Annotated in this window: 22 protein-coding genes; 16 read left to right on the top strand and 6 right to left on the bottom strand. The window is 73.1% G+C overall.

The window, feature by feature from the left end:
• Positions 1-96 precede the first annotated feature (96 nt).
• The 7 genes from rho to RWE79_RS17540 all read left to right on the top strand — a co-directional run bounded on the left by rho (position 97) and on the right by RWE79_RS17540 (position 7,830).
• The gene (gene rho, locus RWE79_RS17570) at positions 97-1,209 is read left to right on the top strand and encodes a transcription termination factor Rho (protein WP_475941027.1); all 1,113 of its coding nucleotides are present in this window, start codon (positions 97-99) and stop codon (positions 1,207-1,209) included.
• A 287-nt stretch (positions 1,210-1,496) separates the two neighbouring features.
• A complete protein-coding gene (locus RWE79_RS17565) occupies positions 1,497-3,056 on the top strand; it encodes an ATP-binding protein (protein ID WP_475945886.1) in 1,560 nt (519 codons plus the stop codon).
• Complete coding sequence (locus RWE79_RS17560) at positions 3,053-3,460, top strand: roadblock/LC7 domain-containing protein (protein WP_475941026.1); 408 nt, start codon at positions 3,053-3,055, stop codon at positions 3,458-3,460. The genes RWE79_RS17565 and RWE79_RS17560 overlap by 4 nt, the downstream gene beginning before the upstream one ends.
• Positions 3,457-3,822 (top strand): DUF742 domain-containing protein, encoded by a 366-nt coding sequence (locus RWE79_RS17555; RefSeq protein ID WP_475941025.1) that lies wholly within the window; start codon positions 3,457-3,459, stop codon positions 3,820-3,822. The genes RWE79_RS17560 and RWE79_RS17555 overlap by 4 nt, the downstream gene beginning before the upstream one ends.
• The gene (locus RWE79_RS17550) at positions 3,803-4,423 is read left to right on the top strand and encodes a GTP-binding protein (protein WP_475941024.1); all 621 of its coding nucleotides are present in this window, start codon (positions 3,803-3,805) and stop codon (positions 4,421-4,423) included. Before RWE79_RS17555 ends, RWE79_RS17550 begins: the two co-directional genes overlap by 20 nt.
• Positions 4,420-5,829, top strand: a complete 1,410-nt coding sequence (locus RWE79_RS17545; protein ID WP_475941023.1) for a cytochrome P450 — start codon at positions 4,420-4,422, stop codon at positions 5,827-5,829. The genes RWE79_RS17550 and RWE79_RS17545 overlap by 4 nt, the downstream gene beginning before the upstream one ends.
• A 621-nt stretch (positions 5,830-6,450) precedes the next feature.
• Positions 6,451-7,830, top strand: a complete 1,380-nt coding sequence (locus tag RWE79_RS17540; RefSeq protein ID WP_475941022.1) for a cytochrome P450 — start codon at positions 6,451-6,453, stop codon at positions 7,828-7,830.
• Here RWE79_RS17540 and RWE79_RS17535 read toward each other — a convergent pair.
• Entirely contained in the window at positions 7,812-9,005 is a 1,194-nt protein-coding gene (locus RWE79_RS17535) for a S8 family peptidase (RefSeq protein ID WP_475941021.1), read from the bottom strand. The genes RWE79_RS17540 and RWE79_RS17535 overlap by 19 nt on opposite strands.
• A gap of 246 nt (positions 9,006-9,251) precedes the next feature.
• Between RWE79_RS17535 and RWE79_RS17530 the strand changes: the two genes are divergently transcribed.
• The 5 genes from RWE79_RS17530 (at position 9,252) to RWE79_RS17510 (ending at position 14,766) form a co-directional block, all read left to right on the top strand.
• Positions 9,252-10,286: a DUF2786 domain-containing protein gene (locus RWE79_RS17530; protein ID WP_475945884.1), complete on the top strand. Its 1,035-nt coding sequence runs from the start codon at positions 9,252-9,254 to the stop codon at positions 10,284-10,286.
• 87 nt (positions 10,287-10,373) lie between these two features.
• Entirely contained in the window at positions 10,374-11,306 is a 933-nt protein-coding gene (locus RWE79_RS17525) for an alpha/beta fold hydrolase (protein WP_475941020.1), read from the top strand.
• Entirely contained in the window at positions 11,303-12,259 is a 957-nt protein-coding gene (locus RWE79_RS17520) for a metal-dependent hydrolase (protein ID WP_475941019.1), read from the top strand. Before RWE79_RS17525 ends, RWE79_RS17520 begins: the two co-directional genes overlap by 4 nt.
• Positions 12,256-13,317 carry a PDR/VanB family oxidoreductase gene (locus RWE79_RS17515; protein ID WP_475941018.1) on the top strand — a complete coding sequence of 354 codons (1,062 nt, stop codon included), beginning with the start codon at positions 12,256-12,258 and terminating at the stop codon, positions 13,315-13,317. The genes RWE79_RS17520 and RWE79_RS17515 overlap by 4 nt, the downstream gene beginning before the upstream one ends.
• Before the next feature lie 270 nt (positions 13,318-13,587).
• The gene (locus RWE79_RS17510) at positions 13,588-14,766 is read left to right on the top strand and encodes an IS4 family transposase (protein ID WP_475940874.1); all 1,179 of its coding nucleotides are present in this window, start codon (positions 13,588-13,590) and stop codon (positions 14,764-14,766) included.
• 276 nt (positions 14,767-15,042) lie between these two features.
• Here RWE79_RS17510 and RWE79_RS17505 read toward each other — a convergent pair whose 3' ends face one another.
• The 3 genes from RWE79_RS17505 to mreB form a co-directional block, all read right to left on the bottom strand.
• Positions 15,043-15,420 (bottom strand): VOC family protein, encoded by a 378-nt coding sequence (locus tag RWE79_RS17505; RefSeq protein WP_475941017.1) that lies wholly within the window; start codon positions 15,418-15,420, stop codon positions 15,043-15,045.
• The gene (locus RWE79_RS17500; protein WP_475941016.1) at positions 15,417-15,866 is read right to left on the bottom strand and encodes a hypothetical protein; all 450 of its coding nucleotides are present in this window, start codon (positions 15,864-15,866) and stop codon (positions 15,417-15,419) included. Before RWE79_RS17500 ends, RWE79_RS17505 begins: the two co-directional genes overlap by 4 nt.
• Before the next feature lie 129 nt (positions 15,867-15,995).
• Positions 15,996-17,024 carry a rod shape-determining protein MreB gene (mreB, locus tag RWE79_RS17495; RefSeq protein ID WP_475941015.1) on the bottom strand — a complete coding sequence of 343 codons (1,029 nt, stop codon included), beginning with the start codon at positions 17,022-17,024 and terminating at the stop codon, positions 15,996-15,998.
• 182 nt (positions 17,025-17,206) lie between these two features.
• Here mreB and RWE79_RS17490 point away from each other — a divergent pair, with 182 nt between their 5' ends.
• Positions 17,207-18,907, top strand: coding sequence for a SpoIIE family protein phosphatase (locus RWE79_RS17490; RefSeq protein ID WP_475941014.1), 1,701 nt, complete (start codon positions 17,207-17,209; stop codon positions 18,905-18,907).
• A gap of 69 nt (positions 18,908-18,976) precedes the next feature.
• Entirely contained in the window at positions 18,977-20,101 is a 1,125-nt protein-coding gene (locus RWE79_RS17485; RefSeq protein WP_475941013.1) for a peptidoglycan DD-metalloendopeptidase family protein, read from the top strand.
• 309 nt (positions 20,102-20,410) lie between these two features.
• Here the strand turns inward: RWE79_RS17485 and RWE79_RS17480 are convergent, their stop codons facing one another.
• Positions 20,411-22,258: an ABC transporter permease gene (locus RWE79_RS17480; RefSeq protein WP_475941012.1), complete on the bottom strand. Its 1,848-nt coding sequence runs from the start codon at positions 22,256-22,258 to the stop codon at positions 20,411-20,413.
• A 109-nt stretch (positions 22,259-22,367) separates the two neighbouring features.
• Here RWE79_RS17480 and RWE79_RS17475 point away from each other — a divergent pair, with 109 nt between their 5' ends.
• The gene (locus RWE79_RS17475; protein WP_475941011.1) at positions 22,368-23,567 is read left to right on the top strand and encodes a sensor histidine kinase; all 1,200 of its coding nucleotides are present in this window, start codon (positions 22,368-22,370) and stop codon (positions 23,565-23,567) included.
• Positions 23,558-24,199, top strand: a complete 642-nt coding sequence (locus tag RWE79_RS17470) for a response regulator (protein ID WP_475941010.1) — start codon at positions 23,558-23,560, stop codon at positions 24,197-24,199. Before RWE79_RS17475 ends, RWE79_RS17470 begins: the two co-directional genes overlap by 10 nt.
• Before the next feature lie 9 nt (positions 24,200-24,208).
• Here the strand turns inward: RWE79_RS17470 and RWE79_RS17465 are convergent, their stop codons facing one another.
• Complete coding sequence (locus RWE79_RS17465) at positions 24,209-25,192, bottom strand: cation diffusion facilitator family transporter (protein WP_475941009.1); 984 nt, start codon at positions 25,190-25,192, stop codon at positions 24,209-24,211.
• Positions 25,193-25,195: the final 3 nt, after the last annotated feature.

The following is a 25,195-nucleotide window of genomic DNA, read 5'->3' as shown; positions in this document are numbered from 1 at the left end:
CGGCGATCCGGCGGTGCGGCCGTGGTTCCTCTCCCTCTCCTCCTGGTGCGCCACGTCCCGCATGTCCGGCGGCGTCGCGTCCGTGAAAGGCCCCCCATGTCCAGCACTACCGAAGTAATCGAACAAACATCCGGTGTCCTTGACATCGTCAACGGCACCCACGGTTTCCTGCGGGCGGACGGCTATCTGCCCGCCCCGCGGGACGTGGCCGTACCGGCGGCCCGGATCCGTCAGTACGGCCTGCGCAAGGGCGACTTCGTCGAGGGCTCGCCGGACCTGACCCGCATCGACCGGGTCAACGGCCGTCCACCGGAGGCGCGAGCGCTGCGCGGCAGGCCGCACTTCGCCGAACTGACGCCCCTGCACCCCCGGGAGCGCCTGCGCCTGGAGACGACACCGGCCGCGCTGGCCACCCGGCTGGTCGACCTGGTCGCCCCGGTCGGCAAGGGGCAGCGGGGGCTGATCGTGGCGCCGCCCAAGACCGGCAAGACCGTCATTCTCAAGGCCCTCGCGAACGCCGTCGCGGACAACCACCCCGACTGCCATCTGATGGTGGTGCTCCTGGACGAACGTCCCGAGGAGGTCACCGACATGCGCCGCTCGGTACGGGGCGAGGTGCTGGCGTCGACCTTCGACCGGCCGGCCGCGGAGCACATCGCGCTGGCCGAACTCGCCCTCGAACGCGCCAAGCGCCTGGTCGAACTGGGCCAGGACGTCGTCGTGCTCCTGGACTCCATCACCCGGCTGTGCCGGGCGTACAACAACGCGGCGCCGCGCAACAGCCGCACCCTCACCGGCGGGGTCGACGCGGCGGCCCTGCTCGGCCCCAAGAGGCTGTTCGGCTCGGCCCGGCTCGCCGAGGAGGGCGGTTCGCTGACCATCCTGGCCACCGCCCTGGTGGACACCGGGTCCCGGGCCGACGACTACTACTTCGAGGAGCTCAAGAGCACCGGCAACATGGAGCTGCGGCTCGACCGCGCCCTCGCCGACCAGCGCGTCTTCCCCGCCGTCGACGTCACCCCCTCCGGCACCCGGCGCGAGGAGCTGCTGCTGCCGTCGGCCGAGCTGTCGGCGGTGCGCGGACTGCGCAGGCTCCTTCAGGACCGCGATTCCCGGGCGACGCTGGAAGTGCTGCTGGAACGCATCCGGCAGACGCCGAGCAATGCGGCGTTCGTACGACAATTGCGGCAGACGGTGCCCGGAGCCTGAGTTCGACTTACCCGCGGTACGGGTGGCGATCGGGGTGGCGCGAAAGCGCGGCCGGAACAACGCCCGAACTATCGTTCATAGAAAGCGTTTTGGGGACCCTGGCATATGCTCGCCGCGGCTTCGGGGGCTCCCGGAAGCGGCTATGCTACTTGCGGCTCAGCGTGTTGTCGCAATTACGCCAGGTCAGCCCCGCATGCCCTCGGGTGCGCTGCGTGCCCTGCGTGCTCAGTTCCGCTGGGGCCGATCCCACAGTCGTTCCGTAATCCCGCGATCGTATGAGGATGCTGATGGTTCGTGCAGGCTCGCCACCCGGAGACCGGCGACCCACCCCCGTTCTGGCGTGGTTACTTCCTTCCGTCGTGACCGCGGGCGCCGCCGTCACCGCGGTCGTACTCGCCCCGCACGGGGCCCGTACCCCGGTCGCGTGGTGCGGGGCGGTCGCCGCGCTGGCGGTGGCCCTGGTCGCCGCCGAGGCGGCCCGCCGGGGCCGTGCGCTGCGGGCGCTGCGCGAGCAGGCCGCGCGCCAGGTCGCGGAGCTGCGGCACAGCCTGGCCCGCCAGGAGGAGGAGACCATACGGCTCGCGCGGCAGCAGTTGCCGCTCGCCGTGGCCCGGCTCCAGCGCGGTGACTTCGTCGAGGACGTGCTCAAGGGCATCGAGCACTTCGACGAGGGGCTGACCCCCGAGTTCAGGACCGCGAAGACGGCGCTGCTCCGTTCGGCGCTGGAGGCGGTCTCCGCGGAGGAGGACATCCGCGAGTCCTCGCAGCGCGCGTTCGTCAACATCGCCCGCCGCGTCCAGGCCATCACCCACCAGCAGGCCACCGACCTGCGGCGGATGGAGGACCGGCACGGCAGCTCGCCCGCCGTCTTCGGTGACCTCCTCAAGATCGACCACGGCACCGCGCTCATCGGCCGCCTCGCCGACAGCATCGCGGTGCTGGGCGGCGCCCGTCCCGGCCGTCAGTGGAGCAGGGTCGTCGCGCTGTACAGCGTGCTGCGGGGCGCGATGTCCCGGATCACCGACTACCAGCGGGTCGATCTGCACTCGGTCACCCAGGTCGGCGTCGTCGGCCCCGGTGTCGAGCCGCTGATCCACGCGGTGTCCGAGCTGCTGGACAACGCGACCCGCTACTCCCCGCCGCAGACCCGCGTGCACCTGACCGCGGTCGAGGTGCAGACCGGTATCGCGATCGAGATCGAGGACGGCGGCGTCGGCCTCAGCGAGGAGGCCCGGGAGCGTGCCGAGCGGGCGCTCGCCGAGGCGCAGGCCGGTATCGACCTCAAGGACCTCGGCGAGACCCCTCGCCTGGGCCTCGCGGTCGTCGGGCGGCTCGCCCGCGACTACGGCTTCCAGATCTCGCTGCGCTCCTCCGCCTACGGCGGCGTACGGGCCGTGCTGATCATTCCCCAGGAACTGATCACCACCGCCCCCGCCACCGGTATCGCGCACGGCATCGGTGCCCAGTCCACCTCGCAGCCGGCCGAGAAGCCCGACCCCACCCGGGGGTCCGCGCCGATCAGGACGGTCTCGTTGCCCGCCCAGCTCACGTCGCCCAAGGCGACGCCCCCCGTCTCCATGGACGACGACGAGGTCCCCGTGGTGACCGAACGGACCGCCAGCGGTCTGCCGCAGCGACGACGCCGCAGCGCGGTCGCCGCCGCAGGCGAGGCGCGGCAGTCAGCCGCCGCCGTCACTGCTTCCTCCGACCGCGCACAGGGCGAAGAGCCGGTGCAGCCAGGTCTGTGGTTGGCCGCGTTCACGAGCGGGGTGAACGGCGAGACGCCGGCACCGGCTCCCGGCAGCCCGAACAGTGACGCGCCGTTAGATGAGAGTGAGAAGCCGTGATTCAGCAGCGGGCCAACATGGACTGGATGCTCAAGGATCTCGCGGAGAGTGTTCCGGGGACCCGACACGTCGTGGTGTTGTCCTCCGACGGTCTGCGTATCGCCCAGTACGGCGGAGACCCTGACGCGGCCGACCGTCTGGCCGCCGCCTGTGCGGGGCTGCAGAGCCTCGCGGCGGCCGTCGGGAGCGAGTTCCCGCACGGCGACGGACGGATGCGGCTGGTCGTGATCGAGATGTCCGGCGGCTTCTTCTACCTCATGGCGGCAGGTGTGGGCGCGTACCTCGCGGTCCTGGCCGACGAGGGGGTGGATGCCGGCCTGATGGGACAGCGGATGCGTGACCTTGTCGCGCGTATCGGCGAGCACTTGAGCAGTCCGCCCCGCACCGACGGATCGACCGCATGAGTGGACCGGACCAGGGGCCGTCCCCGGACGGCCCCGATCCCGAACGGCTCTACGTGGTCACTGGCGGCCGTACCGGGGACGGCCGCAAGAAGATCATCGATCTGGTCACGCTGATCGTGGCGAGGTCGGGGCCGCTGCCCACCACGGCGCCTGAGGCGGCTGTGGTGCTCCGGCTGTGTTCCTCACCCCTGTCGGTGGCCGAGATCTCCGCCTATCTCAGCGCCCCGGTCAGCGTGGTGAACGTACTGCTCAGCGATCTCCTGGCCGAGGAACTGGTGGAGGCGCGAGCCCCCGTCCCCAGGGCTCTCCTTCCCGAACGCGCACTTATCGAGGCGGTGATGCATGGACTTCAAAAGCTCTGACGCGGTCGTCGGGCCGCGGAGCGAGGACATATTGCCGTCATCCGCAACCACCGCCGTCAAAGTGGTGATCGTGGGTGGCTTCGGGGTCGGCAAGACGACCCTGGTCGGATCCGTGAGCGAGATCCGGCCCCTGACGACCGAAGAGACGATGACCCAGGCCGGCGTCGGCGTGGACGACATCAACGGGATCGAGCGCAAGTCCGAGACCACGGTCGCCATGGACTTCGGACGGATCACCATCAACGAGGAGTTGGTGCTGTACCTGTTCGGCACACCGGGCCAGCAGCGCTTCTGGTTCCTGTGGAACGGCCTCTTCGAGGGCGCGCTCGGCGCGGTGGTGCTGGTCGACACCCGCCGGCTCGAAGTCAGCTTCGACGTGATCGGACGGCTGGAGGAGCGCGGGGTGCCCTTCGTCGTCGCGATAAACACCTTCCCCGAGGCCCCCGGATACCCGCTGGAGGAGCTCCGGACCGCGCTGGACCTGCCCGACGAGGTGCCGATCCTGGACTGCGACGCCCGTAAGCGCGACTCCAGCCGCGACGTTCTGATGACCCTGATGCGCTATCTGCACTCCCTTGCCGTGAAAACGGAGGCATCGTGACCACCCCACCCCCGCAGTGCCCCGCCCACAACGCCGGCGCGGACGGAACCCGCCGGCTGCACGGACCCGAGGCCGAGGCCGACGCGAGCGGCCTGTACGAGCGGCTGCGCGCCGAACACGGCTCGGTCGCCCCGGTCCTGCTGCACGGGGACCTCCCCGCCTGGCTGGTGCTGGGCTACCGGGAGAACCTGGACGTGCTGCGCACTCCCTCCCGGTTCTCCTCCGACCCGCGCCGCTCCAGCGCGGTGGCCGACGGGACGATCGGCCCGGCGCACCCGCTGGCCCCGATCGTGGCCTACCAGCCGCTGGCCAACTTCTCCGACGGCGAGGAGCACAAGCGGCTGCGCGGATCGATCACCGACAGCCTGGGACGCTTCAACCGGCACGGCATCCGCCGCTATGTGACGCGCTTCGCCCACCTGCTGACCGACGACTTCGCCGGTGCCGGCCGCGCCGACCTGGTGAGCCAGTTCGCCGAGCACCTGCCCATGCTCGTGGTCACCCAGCTGCTCGGCATGCCCGAGGAGCACGGCCCCCGCCTGGTGGAGGCGGTACGCGACCTCATCAAGGGCACCGAGACCGCGGTCGCCAGCAACGGCGTCATCACCGGGCTGCTGCGTGAGCTGGTCGCCGTCAAGCACCGCGAGTCCGGGTACGACTTTGCCTCCTGGCTGCTGGAGCACCACTCCGAGCTGAGCGACGAGGAGGTGGTCGAGCTGCTGCGGCACTTCCTGATCGCGGCCCACGAGACCACGTCCAACCTGATCGCCAACATGCTGCACATGGTGCTCACCGACCCGCGTTTCCGCGGCACCCTCAACGGCGGGCAGATGACGCTGTCCAACTCGCTGGAGCACGTGCTGTGGACGGAGCCGCCGCTGTCGGTGATGCCCGCCCGCTATGCCACCGGTGACACCGAGCTGGGCGGCAAGCGGATCAGGAAGGGCGACATGATCCTGGTGGGGATCCGGCCCGGCAACTCCGATCCGGCCATCCGCCCCGACCTGGCGACCCCCATGCACGGCAACGGTTCCCACCTCGCCTTCGGTGCGGGTCCGCACGAGTGCCCCGGTCAGGACATCGGCCGTGCCATCGCGGACACCGGCATCGACGTGCTGCTGGCGCGGCTGCCCGACCTGGACCTCGCCGTCGCCGAGGACGAGATCTCCTGGAGCTCGACCTGGATGTCCCGGCATCTGGACGCGCTGCCGGTGCAGTTCACCCCGCGCAAGCCCCGGCACGACGAGGACACCGGCTCGACCGTACGCGCCTCCGCTCCGCTCCCGCCGCAGAGCGCTACCCTCCCCGACCCGGTCCCGGCGGACACCGCCGCCTCACCGCGTACGGATGTGACGTCGGTGACATGGTGGGGGGCGTTCAAGGGGTGGCTCAAGCAACGTCTGTGACGACACGTCCGATATGACGTGATTTCAACACCCGGCGCGCGACGACCTTTTCGTCGCGCGCCCTTTCGTGCGCCCCGTGCCACGGGCGTGCGCCGTCGTGCTTCAAGGGTGCGCCCTTGCGATGCGCCGACCGACTGACTGAATATTGATCTTGTCGTTGTTTGATCGGTTCAGCGCACGCAGGCAATTGAAGGTGAACGATAGTGGCGCACGGGCTGAGAGTTCCCCCTGTATTTTCGCCGATTTCATCAGCCATCAACCCCCGTCACGAAATTACTGACCGGCGGACGGCCGCCTGGGCGCAGGAATTCGGCTTCGGTTCCGTCGTCCCCTTTCTCGCGGATTTCACCGTCCGGTTATCCGGGGTCGGCGACGGCATCGCGAGGAAGATGAATTCGGCAGGAATCCCGGCGAACTCGGCGGCGTCCTCTCCCGGTTACCGCGGGTCTGCGCCGACGGATCACCGCGTATGCCGCGGCCGGCCGACGACCACACCCTGATGCGCGTTTATGGCGATGTGGCCAGAAAATATAAAAACGCCCGGAAATCCTGAAATGCGTGAGATGTCACGAGTGTCGGCAGCGCGATCCGTATGAATTCCTTCGAGGGCTGGAGTCAGAAATGAGCGCAGGTCTGCGCACCGTTCCACGCGCCCCGGGCCGAATACCCCTGCTGGGCCACGCCTGGTCGCTGTGGCGCGAGCCGTACGGATTCGTCAAATCCCTCCGGAAAGCCGGTGACCTGGTCCGGATAGACCTCGGCACCCTGCCGGTCTACTTCGTGAACGACGCGGCACTGGCCCACGAGGTCATGGTCACCAAGGCCCGCAGCTTCGAGAAGGGCCGGTTCTTCGACCGGCTGCGGAGCCTGGTCGGCAACGGCCTGGTCACCGCCGACAGCGTGACCCACCGCAGGCACCGCCGGCTGGTCCAGCCGATGTTCCACCGGGCCCGGATCGCCGGTTACGCGCGGATCATGACCGAGCAGGCGCAGCGGATGACCGAGGACTGGCAGCCCGGGCGGACGGTCGCGGTGGACGAGGCGGTGGCGGACTTCGTCATCAGCACCCTGGCCCGCACCATGTTCTCCGGCGAACTCGGCCGCCCCGCCGAGGAGGCGGTCCGCCGGAACGTACCGGTCATCATCGAGACCCTGCTGCTGCGGTCGGCGTCGCCCAAGCTGCTGGACCGGGTGCCGATCCGCCCCAACCGCCGCTTCGACGCGGCCCAGCACGAGCTGCACGAGGTCATCGACGGGGTGATCGCCGCGGCCCGCGAGGAGGGCGACACCGATCAGCCGGACCTGCTGTCCACGCTGCTGGCCGCGCGGGACGCCGACACCGGTGAGGCGCTCACCGACATCGAGATCCGCGACGAGCTCGGCACCATCCTGTTCGCCGGTGCCGAGACCGCGGTCTCCACGCTGGCCTGGGCCTTCTACGAGATCGCCCGGCGCCCGGAGGTCGAGGAGGCGGTGCTCGCCGAGATCGACACCGTCATCGGCGACCGGCCCGTCACCTTCGAGGACGTCCCGAAGCTGGAGTACATCCGGCGCGTCATCGACGAGGTGGTCCGGCTGCACAGCGTCACCCTGCTGATGCGCCGCAGCACCGAGTACGTGGAACTGGGCGGCGTCACCCTGCCCCCCAGCACCGAGGTGGCCTTCAGCCTCTACGCCCTCCACCAGGACCCCCGCTGGTTCCCGGAGCCCCAGCGCTTCGACCCCGACCGCTGGCTGCCGGAGCGCTCGGGCGACATCCCGCGGGAGGCGTTCGTCCCGTTCGGCAGCGGCGCCCGCAAGTGCATCGGGGACGCCTTCGCCTGGACGGAGGTACCGATCCTGATCGCCACCGTCCTGGCCCACTGGAAGCTGCGGCCGGCGCCCGGCGAGCCGCCGAGGGAGGCCATCTCCGCGATGCCGCACCCCGACCGGATGCCGATGGTCGTGGAACGCCGCCGCACGGGCCCGCCGGCGGACGGGCCTCAGAGGCCGTTCGTGTAGACCAGCAGCCTCGGCGTCCCCCAGGGGGCGCTGATCGGCACGTTCGGGGTCGCGTTGTCGGTGAGCCAGCCGGCGACCTTGGTGAAGGGCGCGTCGCCGTAGGTGTCCTTGTAGAGGGCGGCCACGCCGGTCACGTGCGGGGCCGCCATGGAGGTGCCGCTCATCTCGGCGTACGTGCCGCCCAGCGAGGACGAGGTGATGCCGGTGCCGGGGGCGTTGAGGTTGACGCAGGAGCCGTAGTTGCTGAAGTCGGCCTTGCGGTCGTACTCGTCGATGGCGGCGACGCTGAACGCCTGCGCGGCGCTGGCGGGCGAGACGACGCAGGCGTTGGTGTTGCCGTTGCCGGCCGCGACGACCGGGAAGACGCCGGCGGCGGCCAGCCCGTTGAGGCTGGCGTTCATGGACGAGGAGTAGTTGCCGCCGAGCGAGAGGTTGGCGACGGCGGGCTTGTGGGCGTTGGCCGCCACCCAGTTGATGCCCGCGATGATGCCCGAGTTCGGGCCGCGCGCATCGCAGTTGAGCACCCGCACGGCGACCAGGCCGATCCGCCGGGCCACCCCGACGTGCTCGCCGCCGATGGTGCCGGCCACATGGGTGCCGTGGCCCGCGCAGTCCACGCCGTCGCGGCCGTCGTTCATCTGGTCGATGCCGAGGGTGGCCCGGCCGCCGAACTCCGGGTGCGTGAAGTCGATGCCGCTGTCGATGACGTACGCCGTGACCTTGGCACCGGTCGACCTCACGGTGAAGCCGTGGCCACCCGGGGCCCGTTCGTTGATCCGCTCCAGCCCCCACGGGATGCCGGTGCCGGCCGCGCGCCGGTGGATCGCCGTCCGCTCCACCGGCGACACGGTCACCGTCGAGTCCTCCTCCACCCCGGTCACCGACGGCAGCGCCCGCACCTGGGCCAGCTGCGGCCCGGTCAGCGCCGCCGCGAACCCGACCATCGCGGCGCGGTAGACGTGCCGGGGCCGCACCCCGAGACGGTCGGCGACACCGGCCGGGTCGGTGCCCGCGGTGAGGCTCACGATGTAGTCGCCGGGGATGACGTCGCGCATCGCGTGCAGCGGCGCCGGACGGCTCCTGGCATGCGGCGAGGGCACGGCCACGGCGGCGGTGAGCACCGGCACGGCGGCTATCAGGGCGGCGGCGAACGTCCGACGCAGGTACACGCGCATACGGTGAGCTCCTCGGATCGTTGCTACTCGGCCATCCCTGCCTATCAGCGAAGATCACCGCCGGGCGCGCGGTGATCCGCCGCCAGGGTGAACCCCCCTCACCGGGCCGGCCACCCCGGCGGGGCCGCTGCCGAGCCGCCGTCGGGCCCGGCCGGGGCGGGGTCATGGGCGTGATCACGCCAAGCAGCCCCGCCGGGGGCGGTTGGTGGGCGTGTGACCATTGCTGGCGTGCGAGAAGACGAAACCATGTCCGGGGGTGCCGGAGTCGCCGCGGCGGCCTACGCCGCGCCCGACACAGACGCCGGGGCGTCGATACTGGCGGCGGCCGGGGACTGGGCGGCGGCCGGGCGCGAGGTGGCCGCGCTCGCGGACGGCCTGCGCCGTGGCTGCCGTGCCCGGGGCTGGCTGGACGCCGACCTGGTGCGGATGGCCCGGCGCGAGCTGCGCCCCGAGCACGTACGGCTGGCCGAGGCGCTGGAGGCGGCCGGTGAGCGGCCCGGTGAGCTGCTCGCCGGGTTCGGCCGCAGCGAGCGGCTCGACCGCTTCGGTACCGCCACCGTCGTCCTGGAACTGCTCCGGCTGTACGGGCGGCTGCCCGCGATCACGCCCCTCGCGGCGCCGGTCCGCTCCGGGCGTCCGGCCCACCGGATGCTCGGGCGGGTCCGGGCGCTGCTGGCCAAGGCCGAGTCCACCGCCTTCCCCGAGGAGGCGGAGGCCCTCAGTGCCAAGGCCCAGCACCTGATGGCCCGTTACAGCATCGACGAAGCCCTGCTGCCGGCCGGCGCGGCCGGCCCCGCCGACGGTCCCACCGCCCGCCGTATCGGCGTGGACCGCCCCTACGAGGGTGCCAAGGCGCTGCTGCTGGACGCCGTCGCCGCCGCCAACCGCTGCCGGTCGGTCTGGTCCGGCGACTTCGGGTTCTCCACCGTCGTCGGCTACGAGGCCGACCTGGAGGCGGTGGAACTGCTCTACACCTCGCTCCTGGTCCAGGCCGACACGGCCATGCAGCGCGGCGGCTCCCGGTCCAGGAACTTCCGTGAGTCGTTCCTGATCGCGTACGCGGGCCGGATCAGTGACCGTCTCGCCGCGGAGACCGCCGCCGCCACCGAGGAGGCCGGCGCCCCCGAGGTGCTGCCGGTGCTGGCGGCCCGTGAGGTCGCCGTCGGTGAGGCCGCCGACCGGATGTTCCCGGCGACGACGACCCATCGCCTCCGGGGCCGCGACCACGAGGGCTGGCAGCGTGGCGCGGACGCCGCGGACCGGGCCAGGCTCGGCCGGTAAATCCACCCGCGCTGCTAGACAAGGCGTCAACAAGGTGGTGCCATGGGTCCGCAGACTTCCCGAGAGAGCGAAGGGCGGGGCCGAGCCATGGCGCAGCGCTGGGTCACGGCGTCAGACGGGGTGCGCCTCGCGGTGTACGAGCACGGCGGCCACGCGGGGCCGGGCGCCGCGAGGGTGCCGACGGTACCGACGGTGCTGTGTGTGCACGGCTTCCCCGACGACCACAGGGTGTGGGACGGCGTGGCGGCCCGGCTCACCGGCGGCGGCCGGTTCCGGGTGGTGACCTACGACGTACGCGGCTCGGGTGCCTCCGGCGTACCGCGCCGGACCCGGGCGTACCGGCTGGAGCAGCTCGCGGCGGACACCACGGCGGTGGCGGACGCGGTCAGCCCGGACGCCCCCGTCCATCTGCTCACCCACGACTGGGGCTCCGTACAGAGCTGGCACACCGTGACCACCCCGGGGCTGGCACACCGCTACGCCTCGCTCACCTCGATCTCGGGCCCGGACCTGGACCACACCGGCCACTGGTACCGGGCCCAGCTGCGCCGGCCCACGCCCGCCCGGCTCGCGAAGCTGGCCCGGCAGAGCCTGGCCTCGCAGTACGTGGGCCTGTTCCACCTTCCCGGAATCGCCGAACTCGTCTGCCGCAGCGGCCTCCTGGACGCCGTGGCCGGCACCCTGCGCCGGCGGCTGGAGACCGGCGAGGGTCCACCGGGGTACGGTCCGGGGCTGGCGGCCCGCAACCGGGCGGGACTGAAGCTGTACCGGGCCAATGTGCTGCCGCGGATGTTCCGGCCCCGTGAGCGCGCGACGTCGGTACCGGCGCAGGTGCTGGCCCCGCGCAAGGACGTGTTCGTGCTGGCCCCGTGGGCGACGGAGATCACCCGGTGGGCACCGGCGGCCCAGGTGCACCACGTCGACGGCGGGCACTGGCTGCCGAGCCACCGCCCGGAGCTGGTGGCGGAGCTCACGGCCGCGCTGGTGGAACGCACCGAGAGCGTGAGGAACGCCGCATGAACGCCGGCCACGACCACGACCACGACCGCCGCCACGACCACGACCGCCGCCACCGCCACGACCGCCGCCACCGCCACGACCGCGGCCGTGACCACGTCCGCGACCCCGAGCACATCGTCCTCAAGCCGCGCGACGTCCAATGGGACTGGACCGGGCTGCCCATGCACCACCTGGACGACGACCCCTTCCTCACCCACTTCGCCAATGTCCTCAACATCCTGCTCCCCGAGGGCGAGGAGTGGTTCCTGACCGTCTTCCAGCAGGCCGTCCCGCTGATCAGGGACGACCTGCTGCGCGAGGACGTCATCGGTTTCATCGGCCAGGAGGCCACCCACGCCACCGCCCATCAGAGCCTGCTGGCCCACCTCGCCTCCGACGGGCTGGACACCGGCACCTTCGTCGGCCAACTGCGCTGGTTCTTCCAGGACATGCTCGGAGACCGGGAACTGACCGGCCCGGCGGCCCGCGGCTGGCTGATCGAGCGGGTCGCGATCATCGCGGCCATCGAGCACGTCACGTCCTTCCTCGGCGACTGGATCCTCAACGCCGACGCGATCGACGAGGTGAGCGCGGCGCCCGCCGTCCTGGACCTCTACCGCTGGCACGGCGCCGAGGAGGTCGAACACCGGGCGGTCGCCTACGACCTGTTCACCCACCTCGACGGCCGCTACCGCACCCGGGTCCGCGCCCACCTGGTGGCCTTCCCGGTCCTGCTGTACTGGTGGATCCGCGGGCTGCGCCGCCTCATGGCCGCGGACCCGGTCCGCAGCGGCAAGCCGCGCTGGCGCGACTGGTACCGGGGCGCCCGGCGCGGGCTGCTGCCCAGGCCACGCCATGTGCTGCGGCTGTTCTTCGCCTATCTGCGACCCGGCTACCACCCCGCCCGGTACGGCTCCACCAGCCAGGCCGTCGCCTACCTCGCCTCCTCCCCGGCCGCCCGGGCGGCGCTGTGACGACGGCGCCCCGTCAGCCCCTCCCCGCGTTCCTGCGGCTGCTGGACCGGGCCGCCCCGCTGCTCGTACGCCGCAGCGCGCACACCCGGATACGGGAGCCACGGGCCGTCGACCGTTCCCTGGCCCTGGTCGTACGGGAGGTCAGGCCCGAGGCCGAGGAGGTCGTCAGCCTCCGGCTGGCCACCGCCGACGGCGGGCCGCTGCCCCCGTGGCGGCCCGGCGCGCACCTCGACCTGGACCTGCCGTCCGGCCGGCGCCGCCAGTACTCGCTGTGCGGCGACCCGGCCGACGCCACGTCCTACCGGATCGCGGTCCGCCGCATCCCGCGAGACGCCGGCGGTGAGGGCGGCTCCCGGGAACTGCACACCCTGCGCCCCGGCGCGACCCTGCACACCCAGGGTCCGCGCAACGCCTTCCCGCTGGCCCTGACCGGCGGACCGCTGCTCTTCGTCGCCGGCGGCATCGGCATCACGCCCATCCTGCCGATGGCCCGGGCCGCGGCCGCAGCGGGCGCCGACTGGCGGCTGGTCTACACCGGCCGCAGCCACGCCCGCATGCCCTTCCTCGACGAGCTGGCCGCCCTCGACCCCACCGGGGCCCGGCTGACCGTGAGGACCGACGACTGCGACGGTGTCCCCGGGGCGGCCGAACTGCTGGCCGGTGCCGGGGCGGCGGCGGCGGTCTACCTGTGCGGGCCGCCCGCGCTCGTCACCGGCGTACGCCAGGCCCTGGCCGGGCGGGACGCCACCGGCCTGCACGTCGAGCGCTTCGCCACCCCGCCGGTCCTCGACGGCGCCCCCTTCGAGGTCCAGCTCGGGCCCGGCGGCACCGTACTGAGCGTCCCGGCCGACCGCTCCGCGCTCTCCGTCATCGCCGAGGCCCGCCCCGGCACCGCCTACTCCTGCCGCCGGGGCTTCTGCGGCACCTGCCGCCTCCGGGTCCTCGACGGCGAGGTCACCCACCACGGCAGCCCGGCGGCCCGCCGTACGGAGGACGCCATGCTGATCTGCGTCTCCCGCGCCGCGCACCCGGGCGCCCGTCTCACCCTCGACTGCTAGGCCGTGTTTTAGAAGTCCCGCCTGTCCCGCGACCCTCCCCCAGCCAGGCGGCTGGGTGGTACCCCCAGGCACGGCACCTCGCTGCGTTGTCGAATTGTCCGAGTAGCCCACTACGAGGACAGTTCTCCGCCTTGCGATGCACCGCACCAGACGCCGCGGGACCCGCCCTGCGGGCGGACGGCGCTACTTTCGCAACACGCCCTAGGCCCAATGCCGTTGCCTTTGCTGTAGGCGTACTGTGCTTGGCAGTTCGTCCCGGGGGTGGTTCGGATGGCTGCGAGTGTGTCTGACTTATCGGGTCTCGGCCTGTTGACCTGGGTGTATCCGCCAGGCTTGGTGGACCGGGTGGTGACGGCGTGCGGCCGTGCCGAGCGACGTCAGCGGCTGCTTCCCGCGCGGCTGGTGGTGTACTTCGTGCTGGCGTTGGCCCTGTTCTCACCTGCCCCGTATCTGGAAGTGATGCGCCATCTCGTCGAGGGCTTGCGGGGCTCGGGGCTGCTGGGCAACTGGCGTGTTCCGGCGAAGTCCTCGCTGTTCAGGGCCCGGCAGCGGCTGGGCTCCGAGCCGCTGCGGGTGCTGTTCGCCACGACCGCGAAGCCGATGGCGACCGAGGCGACGCCCGGCGCGTTCTGGCGGGGCTTGCGGCTGCTCGCCGTCGACGGCACGTGCTGGGACGTCGCGGACAGTGAAGCCAACGAGACTGCCTTCGGACGTCCGGGCAGTGGCCGCGGGTCGGGCAGGAGCGCGTTTCCGCAAGTGCGGATGGCAGCTCTGGTGGAGATCGGCAGCCATGCGGTGCTGGACGCGGAACTGGCCGGCTGCCGCACCGGGGAAGTCACTCTGGTAGGCCGCCTGCCGCGTTCGACCGGCCCAGGTCAGCTGGTCCTGGCCGACCGTGGGTTCCTTGGCGTCCCGTTGTGGCAGGCGTTCACCGCCACCGGCGCCGACCTGCTGTGGCGGGTGCCCGCCAACCGCGTCCTGCCCGTCACCAAACAGTTCCGCGACGGGTCATGGCTCTCACACATCAGAGCGAGCGGCGGCCCGGCCCGCAAGGAGCCGGTTGTGGTCCGTGTCCTGGCCTACCGGCTCAAGGACCGGGCCGGTGAGGGTGAGACCGACGACTATCGCCTGGTCACCAGCCTGCTGGACGCCCGACGGTATCCTGCCCGGCAGCTGGCCGCGCTCTACCGCGAACGCTGGGAGATCGAGTCCGTCTTCGCCGAGATCAAAACCCATCAGCGTGGCGCACGCGTCGTGCTCAGCAGTAAAACACCCGACGGTGTTCACCAGCAGATCTGGGCACACCTGCTGGTCCACCACGCTCTGCGGGAACTCATGCTGAGAACGGCTGCCACCCGTGGCCTGGGCCCTGACCGGGTCTCCTTCACCGAAACGCTGCGCTCTGCCCGGCGCAGCGTGACCGTCACGCCGGGCAGTTTTTCCCCCTGACCTCCTGGTCAGAGCACTGGTGATGCTCGAGCAGGACCTCCTGGAACGGCTCCTGCCCGTCAGACGCCTCCGCAGCCAGCCCCGCGTGGTGAAACGCAAGATGTCCAACTACCGCCTCAAGCGAACTGAACACCGTTCCTGGCCACAGCCGACCCGCACCGGACCTCAAGCGGTCCTCATCACAAGACCCCAGCCCGCAAGCCCGTAACGCAACGGCATTGGGCCTAGGCCGTGGCCGCGGCAGAGGTTGACCCCCGCCGCTGCGCGCCCGCGCGCCTACGCGCCGCCGCGTTCCGCCGCGCTGCGCTCGACGCAGAACTCGTTGCCCTCGATGTCGGCCAGCGTGGCCCAGCCGGTGCCGTCCGGCCTGCGGTGGTCGGCGACGAGGGTCGCGCCCAGGCCGAGGAGCCGTTCGACCTCCTCGTCCCGGGTGCGGTCCTGCGGCCGCACATCCAGATGGACCCGGTTCTTCGCGGTCTTGCCCTCGGGCACGGTGACGAACAGCAGCCCGGCGCCCGGGGCCAGGACCAGGGCCTCCTCGTCGCCGGGTTGGTCGTCCTCGTGCAGGGGCGCGTCCAGTACGGCGGCCCAGAAACCGGCGAGCCGGTACGCGTCGGAACAGTCGACGGTGACGTGCCTGATCACGGAAGTCATGGCCGCCACTCTGCCGTACGGGTCCGGGGCCCCGGAAGCAGGGCCTGGACCAGACGCTGCTCGCCGGGCTCGGGGGCGTCGAACGGCAGCCCGAGGCTGAGGGCGGGGGTGGTCGCCCTGACCGGCACCGCGGGCGTGGCCGGCCGGGGCGTGCCCTTGCCCAGCAGGTCGGGCAGCGGGGCGGTGAGGTCGGTCTCCGGGATCCGGGCCCGGGCGGGCAGCGGGGGGATCAGCGGTTCGGGCAGGACGGCGCCCGGCGCCCGCTCGGGCGCGGCCGGCGGCTTCACCTCGGGGGTCGCCGGCAGCGTCGCCGCGGGGGCCGTGGGGAGGCTGCCGGACCGCTCCGCGGCGGTGGCCACTCCTGCGACCGCCGGCACCACGGCCGCAGCGGCGGCTGCTGCCGCGCACGCTGCCAGAACGGTGGTGGCCCCGAAGGAAAGCCTCATATGGGTCTCTCGTTCCTGATCGGTAGCACTTCCCGCACCAGCAGGAACGAGTCGGAAGGCCGTCGCATCACACAAGTCACCCGGAAGCAGCAAGCAGCAAGCAACAAGCAACAAGCAACAAGCAGGAGCTCATACGGAGAGCGGGTCCACCACCATCGGCGCGATCCGGCCCTCCATCATCGCCCCGAGTCCGCGCACCGCGCACCCGCCCGGACTTTCGGCGATGACGACGGGCATCCCGGTCGCCTGCCGCAGCATCGTGTCGAGCCCCGGCATCAGCGCGCTGCCCCCGGCCAGCATGATCCCGCGGTCCGTGAGATCCGCGACCAGGTCGGGCGGGCAGCGCCGCAGCACCATGCTGATGCCGTCCACCACCGACGCCAAGGGCGTACGGATCGCGCGGCGCACGCTCTCGGTGTCGACGCTCACCGTGCGGGCCAGGCCGCTCGCCACGTCCCGCCCCTGCACCTCGGCGCTGAGCGCCGTCGAACCCGGCTCGGAGAGAAACAGGTGCAGCGGGCGCACGGACTGGCTGGGCAGCATCAGCTCGTGCTTGTTGCGCAGGTGCTGGACCACCGCGCGGTCGATCGCGTCACCGCCCACGGCGACGGTCTCCGCCGCCACGATCGCGCCCAGCGACAGTACGGCGATCTGCGTCGTCGACGCCCCGCTCACCATGATCATCGTGGCTTCGGGCTGCTCCACCGGCAGCCCGCACCCCACGGCGGCGGCGATCAGCGCGTCCACCAGCTCCACCCGGCGCGCGCCCAGCCCGTACATCGTCTCCGTCGCCGCGCGCTGCGCCAGCGGCTCACTGGCGTGCGGCGTGCACACCGCCGCGCGCAGCATCGGCTTGCGCCGCCACGCCTTGCGCAGCTGCCCGCCCAGCAGATGGCGCAGCATCCGCTGCGCCATGTCGATGTCCACCACCATGCCGCCCTGCACCGGCCGCACCACCCGGATGTGGGCAGGCGTCCGGCCCGTCATCTGCTCGGCCAGTGCCCCCACCGCGATCAGCGCGCCCGAGCGCGCGTCCACCGCGGCCACGCTGGGTTCGTCCACCACGAGCCCCGAGCCCTTCACATAGACGCGGGTCCGTGCGGCGCCCATGTCCACGGCAACGGAGCAACGGCGCAACTGCGCGAGGCTGACTGTCACAGCGGGTCCTCCCCAACGGCCTGCGGACCGCTTCGGACGGCGGCCCTCTCTGTCATCGTCGGCGCCCCCGCGTTCCGGCGCGCGGGGGGCTACTCCCTCCGGGGGAAGCGGGGGGCTACTCCCTCCGGGGGAAGGGGACGCGCCAGGATGCCGAGGAGGCCGCGACGGGTGACCATGGAACAGTGAGCGACGGCGGCGGCGCGTGGTCACCGCTGGGCGAGCAGGCCCTGCGGCAGGTTCTGGACGGGACGCCGGCGGGCATCGCCATCCTCGACACCGCCCTGCGCTACGTGTACGTCAACCCGGCCCTGGCCGAGATGAACGGCGTGCCCGCCGCCGACCACATCGGCCGCACCATCGCCGAGGTGCTGCCGGACCTGGACAACCCGGAGGGGGGCGCTCTGCGCCAGGTCCTGGCGGACGGCCATGCGCGCGAGCTGACGTCGAGCGGCCAGACTCGGGGCGCCTCCGGGCTGGAGCGCCGCTACTGGCAGGGGGCCTACCACCGGCTGCTGGACGCCGGGGGCACGGTCGCCGGGATCGTGGGCATCGTCCTGGAGGTCAGCGCCTCGCGGGCCGAGCAGCGGGACCTCGAACGGGCCCGGGAACGGCTGGCGCTGCTCGACCGGGCGGCGACCAAGATCGGCACCACCCTGGACATGGACACCACATGCGCTGAGCTGGCCACCTTCCTCGTCCCGCTGCTCGCGGACATCGCCACCGTGGAGGTCCTGCCCCCGGAACATCCGCACGGGGCCGCGGTGCGCCCTCCGCCGCACGGCGTACTGCGGCTGCGCCGGGCCGGGATGGCGGCGCTGCCCAACCTCCGCGAGCAGGTCCGGGTCTTCGGGGTGCCGGGGGCGTTCGTCGACTACCAGTCGCACTCCTCCATTCCCCGCTGTCTGCAGTCCGGCAAGCCGATCCTGGAGAACCTGCCCTCCGACAGCGAACTCGGCGGCATGGCCCCCAACAGCGAGCGGGTGGCCGCCTACCGCGCGGTCGGCATCCACTCCGCGCTGGTCGCGCCGATCACCGCCCGGGGCCATCCGATCGGCACCGTCACCCTGGTCCGGGCCGGGGAGTCGCCCGCCTTCACCGACGAGGACGTGGTCATCGCCCAGGACCTCGCCACCAGGGCGGCGATCAGCCTGGACAACGCCCGCCGCTACAGCCGCGAGCACGGCATCGCGCTGGAGTTGCAGCGCGCGCTGCTGTCCGAGCCGGGCATCCCGCACCCCACCGTGGAGGTGGCGTTCCGTTACGAGCCGGCCGGCAGCAGCGCCCTGGTCGGCGGCGACTGGTACGACACCGTACGGCTGCCCCTGGGGCGGACGCTGCTGGCGATGGGCGATGTCATGGGCCACGGCGTCGAGGCCTCGGTGGACATGAGCCAGTACCGCTCGATGCTGCGTTTCGTGGCCTGCGCCGACCTGCCGCCGCACCGGATACTGCGGCGCCTCGACACGCTGATCGCCGACACCGAGGACGGCCGCCCGGCCACGTGTCTGCTGGCGCTGATGGACCCGGACAGGGGGCGCTGCTCGTTCGCCAGCGCGGGACATCTGCCGCCCGTCGTGCTGCACGCCGACGGGCGCATCGAGATCGTCTCGCTGCCCGTCGGCCCCCCGTTGGGCACCGGCCAGGGAGGCTACGAACTGCTCTCCCGTGACTGCGCCGCCGGCCAGTTCCTGCTGCTCTACACCGACGGCCTGGTGGAGCGGCGCGGTGAGGACATCGACGTGTCCCTCGCCCGGCTCGCCGCGCTGCGGCTGCCCACCGACCTCGGCGTCGGGCCGCTCGTCGACCTGGTGCTGTCCCTGCTGGTCACGGAGGAGGCGGAGGACGACGTCGCGCTGCTGGCCGCCCGGGTGATCCCCTGCTGAGCCACCCGGTCGGGTGACCCGGGGGCGTGTCGGCGGGGCGCCCGTGGCGCCCCTGGTGAGGATCGGTCGATGCGCCGAGCCGTCCGCACCGCCGTCGTCACCGTGATCGCCGCCACCGTGTGGCTGTCCCCGGCCGCCGCCCCGGTCCACGCCGACGGCCACCGCCCCGGGGAGAACACGGCGGCCACCGTGGACCGGCTGTACGGCGAGGCGGCCCGCGCGGTCCGGTCGTACGAGACCGTACGCAGGGCCGTGGACCGCAAACGGCACGAGCTGGACGTCCTGCGGCGGGCCGCCCGGCGGGAGCGCGGGCACCTGGGCGAACTGCGGGAACAGGTCGGGGACATGGCCGCCAAGCAGTACCGGGACGGAGGACTCGCCGCCCCGGCGCGGCTGTTCCTGTCGGACACCCCGGACGAGCTGCTGGAACTGACGACGCTGCTGCGCGAGGGCGACCACGCGACGGCCGCGCTGCTGGACGCCACCGCCCGGTCGGAACGCCGCCTGGACACCGCCACGTCGGCCGCCGACCGCGTGGTGGACCGGCTCGCCTCGGACGCCCGGCGGCAGGCCGCCATCCGGCGCCGGATCGAGGCCGGACTGAGCCGCGCCCGCGAGATGCTGCGCCGCGAGCGTGAGCGTGCGCGCGGGCGGCAGGGACAGGGGCAGGCCGGCGTCGGCGCCCTGAGCCAGGACTGCCCGAACGCACGGTCGCGGCAGTTCAGTCACCGCCCGGACCTCCCGGCCCTGCGGGCCGCCGGGACGGCGTCGGCGTCCACGGCCTGGGTCAGCCCCGTCGGCCACTACCGGCTCAGCGCCGGTTTCGCCCGCAGCGGCGCGCACTGGTCCCACCGCCACACCGGCCAGGACTTCGCGGTTCCGGTCGGCACCCCCGTATGGGCCGCGGGCACCGGCACGGTCGTCGCCGCCGGGTGCGGCGACGGCTTCGGCAACCAGATCGTCATCCGGCACGCGTGCGGCTACTACACGCAGTACGCCCATCTCTCCCGTCTCGACGTGGTCCCCGGCGACCGGGTCCGCACCGGCGACCTCATCGGCCTGTCGGGCAGCACCGGCAACTCCACCGGCCCGCACCTGCACTTCGAGGTACGCGTCACCCCCCTCCTGGGCTCCGGCGTGGACCCCGTTCCCTGGATGGCCGAACACGGCGCCCCACTACGCGACACCCCGTGACCCCCACGGCTCCGCCGGCCGCTCCGACATGCCTCGCAGCGGTCGTGCCGACGGCCCGCGCGGTGCCCCCTGCCGGTCGTCCAACGTGTGCCGCGTCATGGCCGGTTGCGTCGCCGCGACGCGCCCCGTGCCCGGGCGCCGTGCGGCTGAGGCGGTGGTGGGCGGTGGGGCCCCTGCCGTACCAACAGGCATCGCGGCGTGGCCGGTTGAGGCCTGCCGACCATCGGCCACCGGCCACCGGCCACCGGCTGGGGGGTCTGCGGCTTCGCCGGTCGCCGGCCGTTCCAACGGGCGTCGTGTCGGGGGCGGTCAACCCGTGGCGGGGCGGGGGGTGCTGAGGGCGGTGGCGAGGGCGGCTGCCAGGGCGCAGATCGCTGCGGGGGCGGCGGTCGCGGTCCAGGGGAAAAGGGTGGGGGCGTCGACCGACAGCAGGCCCAGCGCACTGCGCATCGCGGCCAGTCCGAGCGCCGCGACGGCCGTGCCGAGGACCGCGCCGGCGGCCACCGCGAGCAGTGACTCGGCGGTGAACAGGGCCAGTACCTGGCGCCGGTTCGCGCCGGCGAGGCGCAGTAGTCCCACCTCGCGGCGGCGGGCGGAGGTCGCCATGACGGCGGTGTTGGCCAGCGAGATCACCGCGTACAGCAGGGCGATGCCCAGGACGACGGCGAACCCCAGCCGGGTGGGCCCGCCGCCGGGGTGGCGGGCCGCCGCCCAGGCGTCCCGGGTGGCCAGGGTGGCTCCGTACTCCCGTGCCAGCGAACGCAGTTGCCGTAGCAGTGGGCGGCTCGGGCGTCCGGTGCGCAGTTCGATCCGGTCGGTACGGGCGCCGGGCGCGTTGTGCGCGGTGACGTAGGCCCCGTTGTCGCCGGTGCCGGTGCGCAGGACGGCGGTGACGCGCAGGGTGGTCCGGGTGCCGTCGGCGAGGTGGACGGTGACCCGGTCGCCGACGGTGTGGCGTTCCCATTCCTGGTTCACCACGATGCCGTGGTCGTCGAGGGCGGTGAGCGACCCGGCCACCACGGGCAGCCGTGCCAGGCGGGCGAAGGCGGCCGGTTCGACGGCCCGTGCCCCGGTGTCGATCACCGCCCGGCCGTCCTCGGGGACGCGCAGTTCGGTGGTCGCGCTGCTCGCCGAGGTCACGCCGGGGAGCCGGCGCACGGCGTCGGCCAGCCGGTCCGGCAGGGCGTCGCCGGTGATGACGTAGTCGGCGGACGTGTGCGCCCGCAGCTCCGCGGTCTTGGCGGCGCCGATCATGGCGGCGGCCCCGGGCAGCGAGCCCGCCAGCGCCACGGTCATCAGCACCGGCGCCGCCACCGCGGCGGTACGGCGGCCGGCGGCCATGGCGTTCGCCCGGACCAGCCGCCCCGACCAGCCGGTGCCGAGCCGCCCCAGGGTGCGTACCAGGGGCCGTACGAGCACCGGCGCCAGCAGCCCGCAGGCCCCGGTCAGCAGCATCGGCTGGACGGTGTACGTCTTGCGCTTCAGCAGATCCCCCGGGTCGGTGCCCAGCCGCCACGCCGTCAGGCCCACGGCGAAGAGCAGCAGCCCGGCGCCCCACACCCAGCGGCCCGCCGTCATCGCGCCCGCCTCGGCGTCGGCTTCCCGCAGCGCGTCCAGCGGCCCGAGCCGGCCCGCCCGCCACGCCGCCGCCCCGGCACCCGCCAGCGCGGTCGTGACGCCGGTCCAGAACGCGAGGTGCAGGGGCCATGTCTGGCCGCCGATGGCGTACCCGGCCGGTGCGACGCCCCCGTCGAGGAGCGCCCGCCCCAGCCACGGTGCCGCCGCCCGCCCGAGCAGGACCCCCGCGGCCGACGCCACCACCCCCACCACGGCGGCCTCCGTCACCACCACCGTCCGCACCTGCGCGCCGGTCGCCCCGGACAGCCGCAGCAGCCCCAGTTCCCGCTGCCGGGCGGCCACCGCGTACGAGAAGGTCGACGCGACCACGAACACCGACACGAAGGCCGCCACCCCGCCCGCCGTTCCCAGCAGCGCGTTGACGGTCACCGCCTGCTCCCCGCCCCCCGGCACGGCGACGGCCGCCGCGATGCCCAGGCCCATGACGGCGACCAGCGCCACCCCCAGCGCCAGGGCGACGGCCGCGCCCAGCAGCCCCGTCCAGCGCGTCCTCAACGATCTCAGCGCGATTCTCACCATGCGGCCAACTCCATCCCACCGCGGCGCGCCTGTCGGCAGCCCTGGCCCGACAGTCGGGGGTATGGCCTGCCCTACCGCGCACCCGGGGCACGCCCTCTACGGTGGCCGGGTGGCACAGACAACCGCGTGGCAGGCACTGGCGGACCGCCGGTTCCTGCGGACCTCATGGCCGTGGCGCGCGGCGGCCTATCTGCTCACCGGCGCGCTCACCGGCGCCGTGACGCTGGTCCTGCTCCCGCTCGCGCTGCCGCTGCTGCCGTCGGCCGAGCGCCGCCGGCTGCGGGTCGTGGACCCGGTCCCGGCGGCCGGCGCGCACCGGCCTCCCGGCGCGCCGGGCCTCGGCCCGTGGGCGCGTACCCGGCTCGCCGAGCCGGCCACCTGGCGCGAGCTGGCATACGGGCTGCTCACCGCGTTCGTACTGTGGCCGCTGGAGCTGCTGGCGGTGGTGTTCGCGCTGGTCCTGCCGCTGCAGCTGATCGCGGCGCCGGTGATGCTGGCGGCCGACGGCGAGCAGGTGAACATCCTCAAGGCGTGGCCGGCCACGTCGTACCCGGTGGCCGTCGGGGCGGCCGCCGTGGGCCTGGTGCTGCTGCCGGTGGCGGCGTACGCGCTGACCGCGCTCGCCGGAGCCCGGGGCGCCCTGGCCCGCGCGCTGCTGGCCGCGCGGCCGGGCGAGGACGAGCGGATCGGTGAACTGACCAGCTCCCGGCGCCGGTTGGCGGATTCCTTCGAGGCGGAGCGGCGCCGGATCGAACGGGATCTGCACGACGGGGCCCAGCAGCGGCTGGTCGCGCTGACCATCAGCCTCGGCCTGGCGCGGCTGGACGCGGAGCCCGGCAGCCCGCTCGCCGCCCGGCTGGCCGAGGCCCAGGACGAGGCCGGCCGGGCCCTGGCCGAGCTGCGGGACCTGGTCAACGGCATCCACCCCCGGGTGCTGACCGACCGCGGGCTGTCCGACGCCCTCGCGGACGCCGCCGACCGCTGCCCGGTCCCGGTCGACCTGGCTGTCGACCTGCCGGCCGCCCGGCTGCCGGAGGCCGTGGAGGCGGGCGCGTACTTCGCCGTCTGCGAGGCGCTGGCCAACGTCGCCAAGCACAGCGGCGCGGGCCGGGCCGCCCTGGCCGCCCGCCACGACGGCCGGCGGCTGCTGGTCGAGGTCCGCGACGACGGCCGCGGTGGCGCCGACCCGGCCCATGGCACCGGCCTGACCGGGCTCGCCGACCGGGTCGCCGTACTGGAAGGCGCCCTGACCCTGGCCAGCCCGCCCGGCGGCCCGACCCTGCTGCGGATGGAGTTCCCGTGCGCGTAGTCCTGGCCGAGGACAGTGTCCTGCTCCGCGAGGGGCTCGTCGGACTGCTCGCCCGCTTCGGCCACCACACCGTGGCCGCGGTCGGTGACGCGGACGCGCTCGCCGCCGCGGTGACCGAGCACGACCCCGACATCGTCGTCACCGACGTCCGGATGCCGCCGGGCCTGTCCGACGAGGGGCTGCGCGCCGCCGTCGCCCTGCGGGCCGCCCGGCCGGGCCTGCCGGTGCTCGTCCTGAGCCAGTACGTGCAGCGCTCGTACGCCGCCGAACTCCTCGACTCCGGGGACGGATCGGCCGTCGGCTACCTGCTCAAGGACCGTGTCGGCCGGGTCACCGAGTTCGCCGACGCGCTGCACACGGTGGCGTCCGGCGGCACCGTCGTCGACCCGGAGGTGGTACGGCAGTTGCTGCGCCGCCGCCGCGACCCGCTGGCCCGGCTGACCCCGCGCGAACGCGAGGTGCTGGGGCTGATGGCCGAGGGCCGGTCCAACGCCGCGATCTGCCGTGAACTGACCGTCTCCGAGGCCGCGGTGGGCAAGCACATCGGCAACATCCTCATGAAGCTGGGCCTGCCGCCCGCCGAGGACAGCCACCGCCGGGTACTCGCCGTCCTGGCCTATCTGCGGGCGTAGCCGGAGGCGTCACTCCTCGCGGGCCCGCTGCGCGCCGGCGGCCTCACGGAGCGCGTGGCGCATCCGGGTCGCGTGCCGCCGGTCGCCGGGGGAGGCGTCGAGGATGTCGAGGAAGACGTGCCCGGCGTCGAGCTCCGGGTACTGCTCCGCGATGTGCCGCTTGATCCGTACGAGGGAGTCCTCCAGCGTCTCGCTGTCGATGCCCCCGACCAGGTCCACCCGGGCGGCCAGCAGCGTGGCGTCCATACCGAGCCGCATCGTCAGCACCGACGTCACGGTGTCGATCTCCGGCTGCCGCATGAGCAGTTCGTACACGTGCTCCCGCAGTACGGGGTCGGCCGCCTCGCCGATCAGGCTGTCCCGGCAGTCCTTGCCCAGCCGGTACGCCACGTACATCAGCAGCAGCGCGATCCCCAGCGACGCGCCCCCCTCGTACGCCGGGCTCCCGGTCATCCAGTGCAGCGTCACGCCCGCCAGGGCCAGCAGCACACCCAGCACCGCCGTGCTGTCCTCGGCCAGCACCGTGCGCAGGGTCGGGTCCGAGCCGCCGCGCAGCCCGCCTCCCTCCCGCATGCTCTGCCGCACCGCCCGGGCCAGCGAGGCGCCCTCCGCCAGCAGCGCCACCACCAGTACGACGGCCGCCACCACGAAGGCGCGGGTGGTCTGGGTCTCGGTCTCCCGGAAGGCCATGAGCCCCTCGTAGAACGAGAAGCAGCCGCCCATCACGAAGATCCCGACGGCCGCGAGCAGCGACCAGAAGAACCGTTCCTTGCCGTAGCCGAACGGATGTTGCGCGTCCGGTTCCTTCCTGCTGCGCTTCAGCGAGGCCAGCAGGAACACCTCGTTGAGGCTGTCCGCGACCGAGTGCGCGCCCTCCGACAGCAGTGCCGGCGAGCCCGTCACCAGTCCGCCGACCGCCTTCGCCGCCGCGATCACCAGATTCGCGACGAGCGCGACGACAACGGTCCCCCGGGTTTCCTGATCCTTGGCCATACG

Source organism: Streptomyces sp. RLA131 (genome assembly GCF_056270125.1).
The sequence above is the reverse complement of the archived record's forward strand: the minus strand, read 5'-3'. Positions and strand labels throughout refer to the sequence as shown.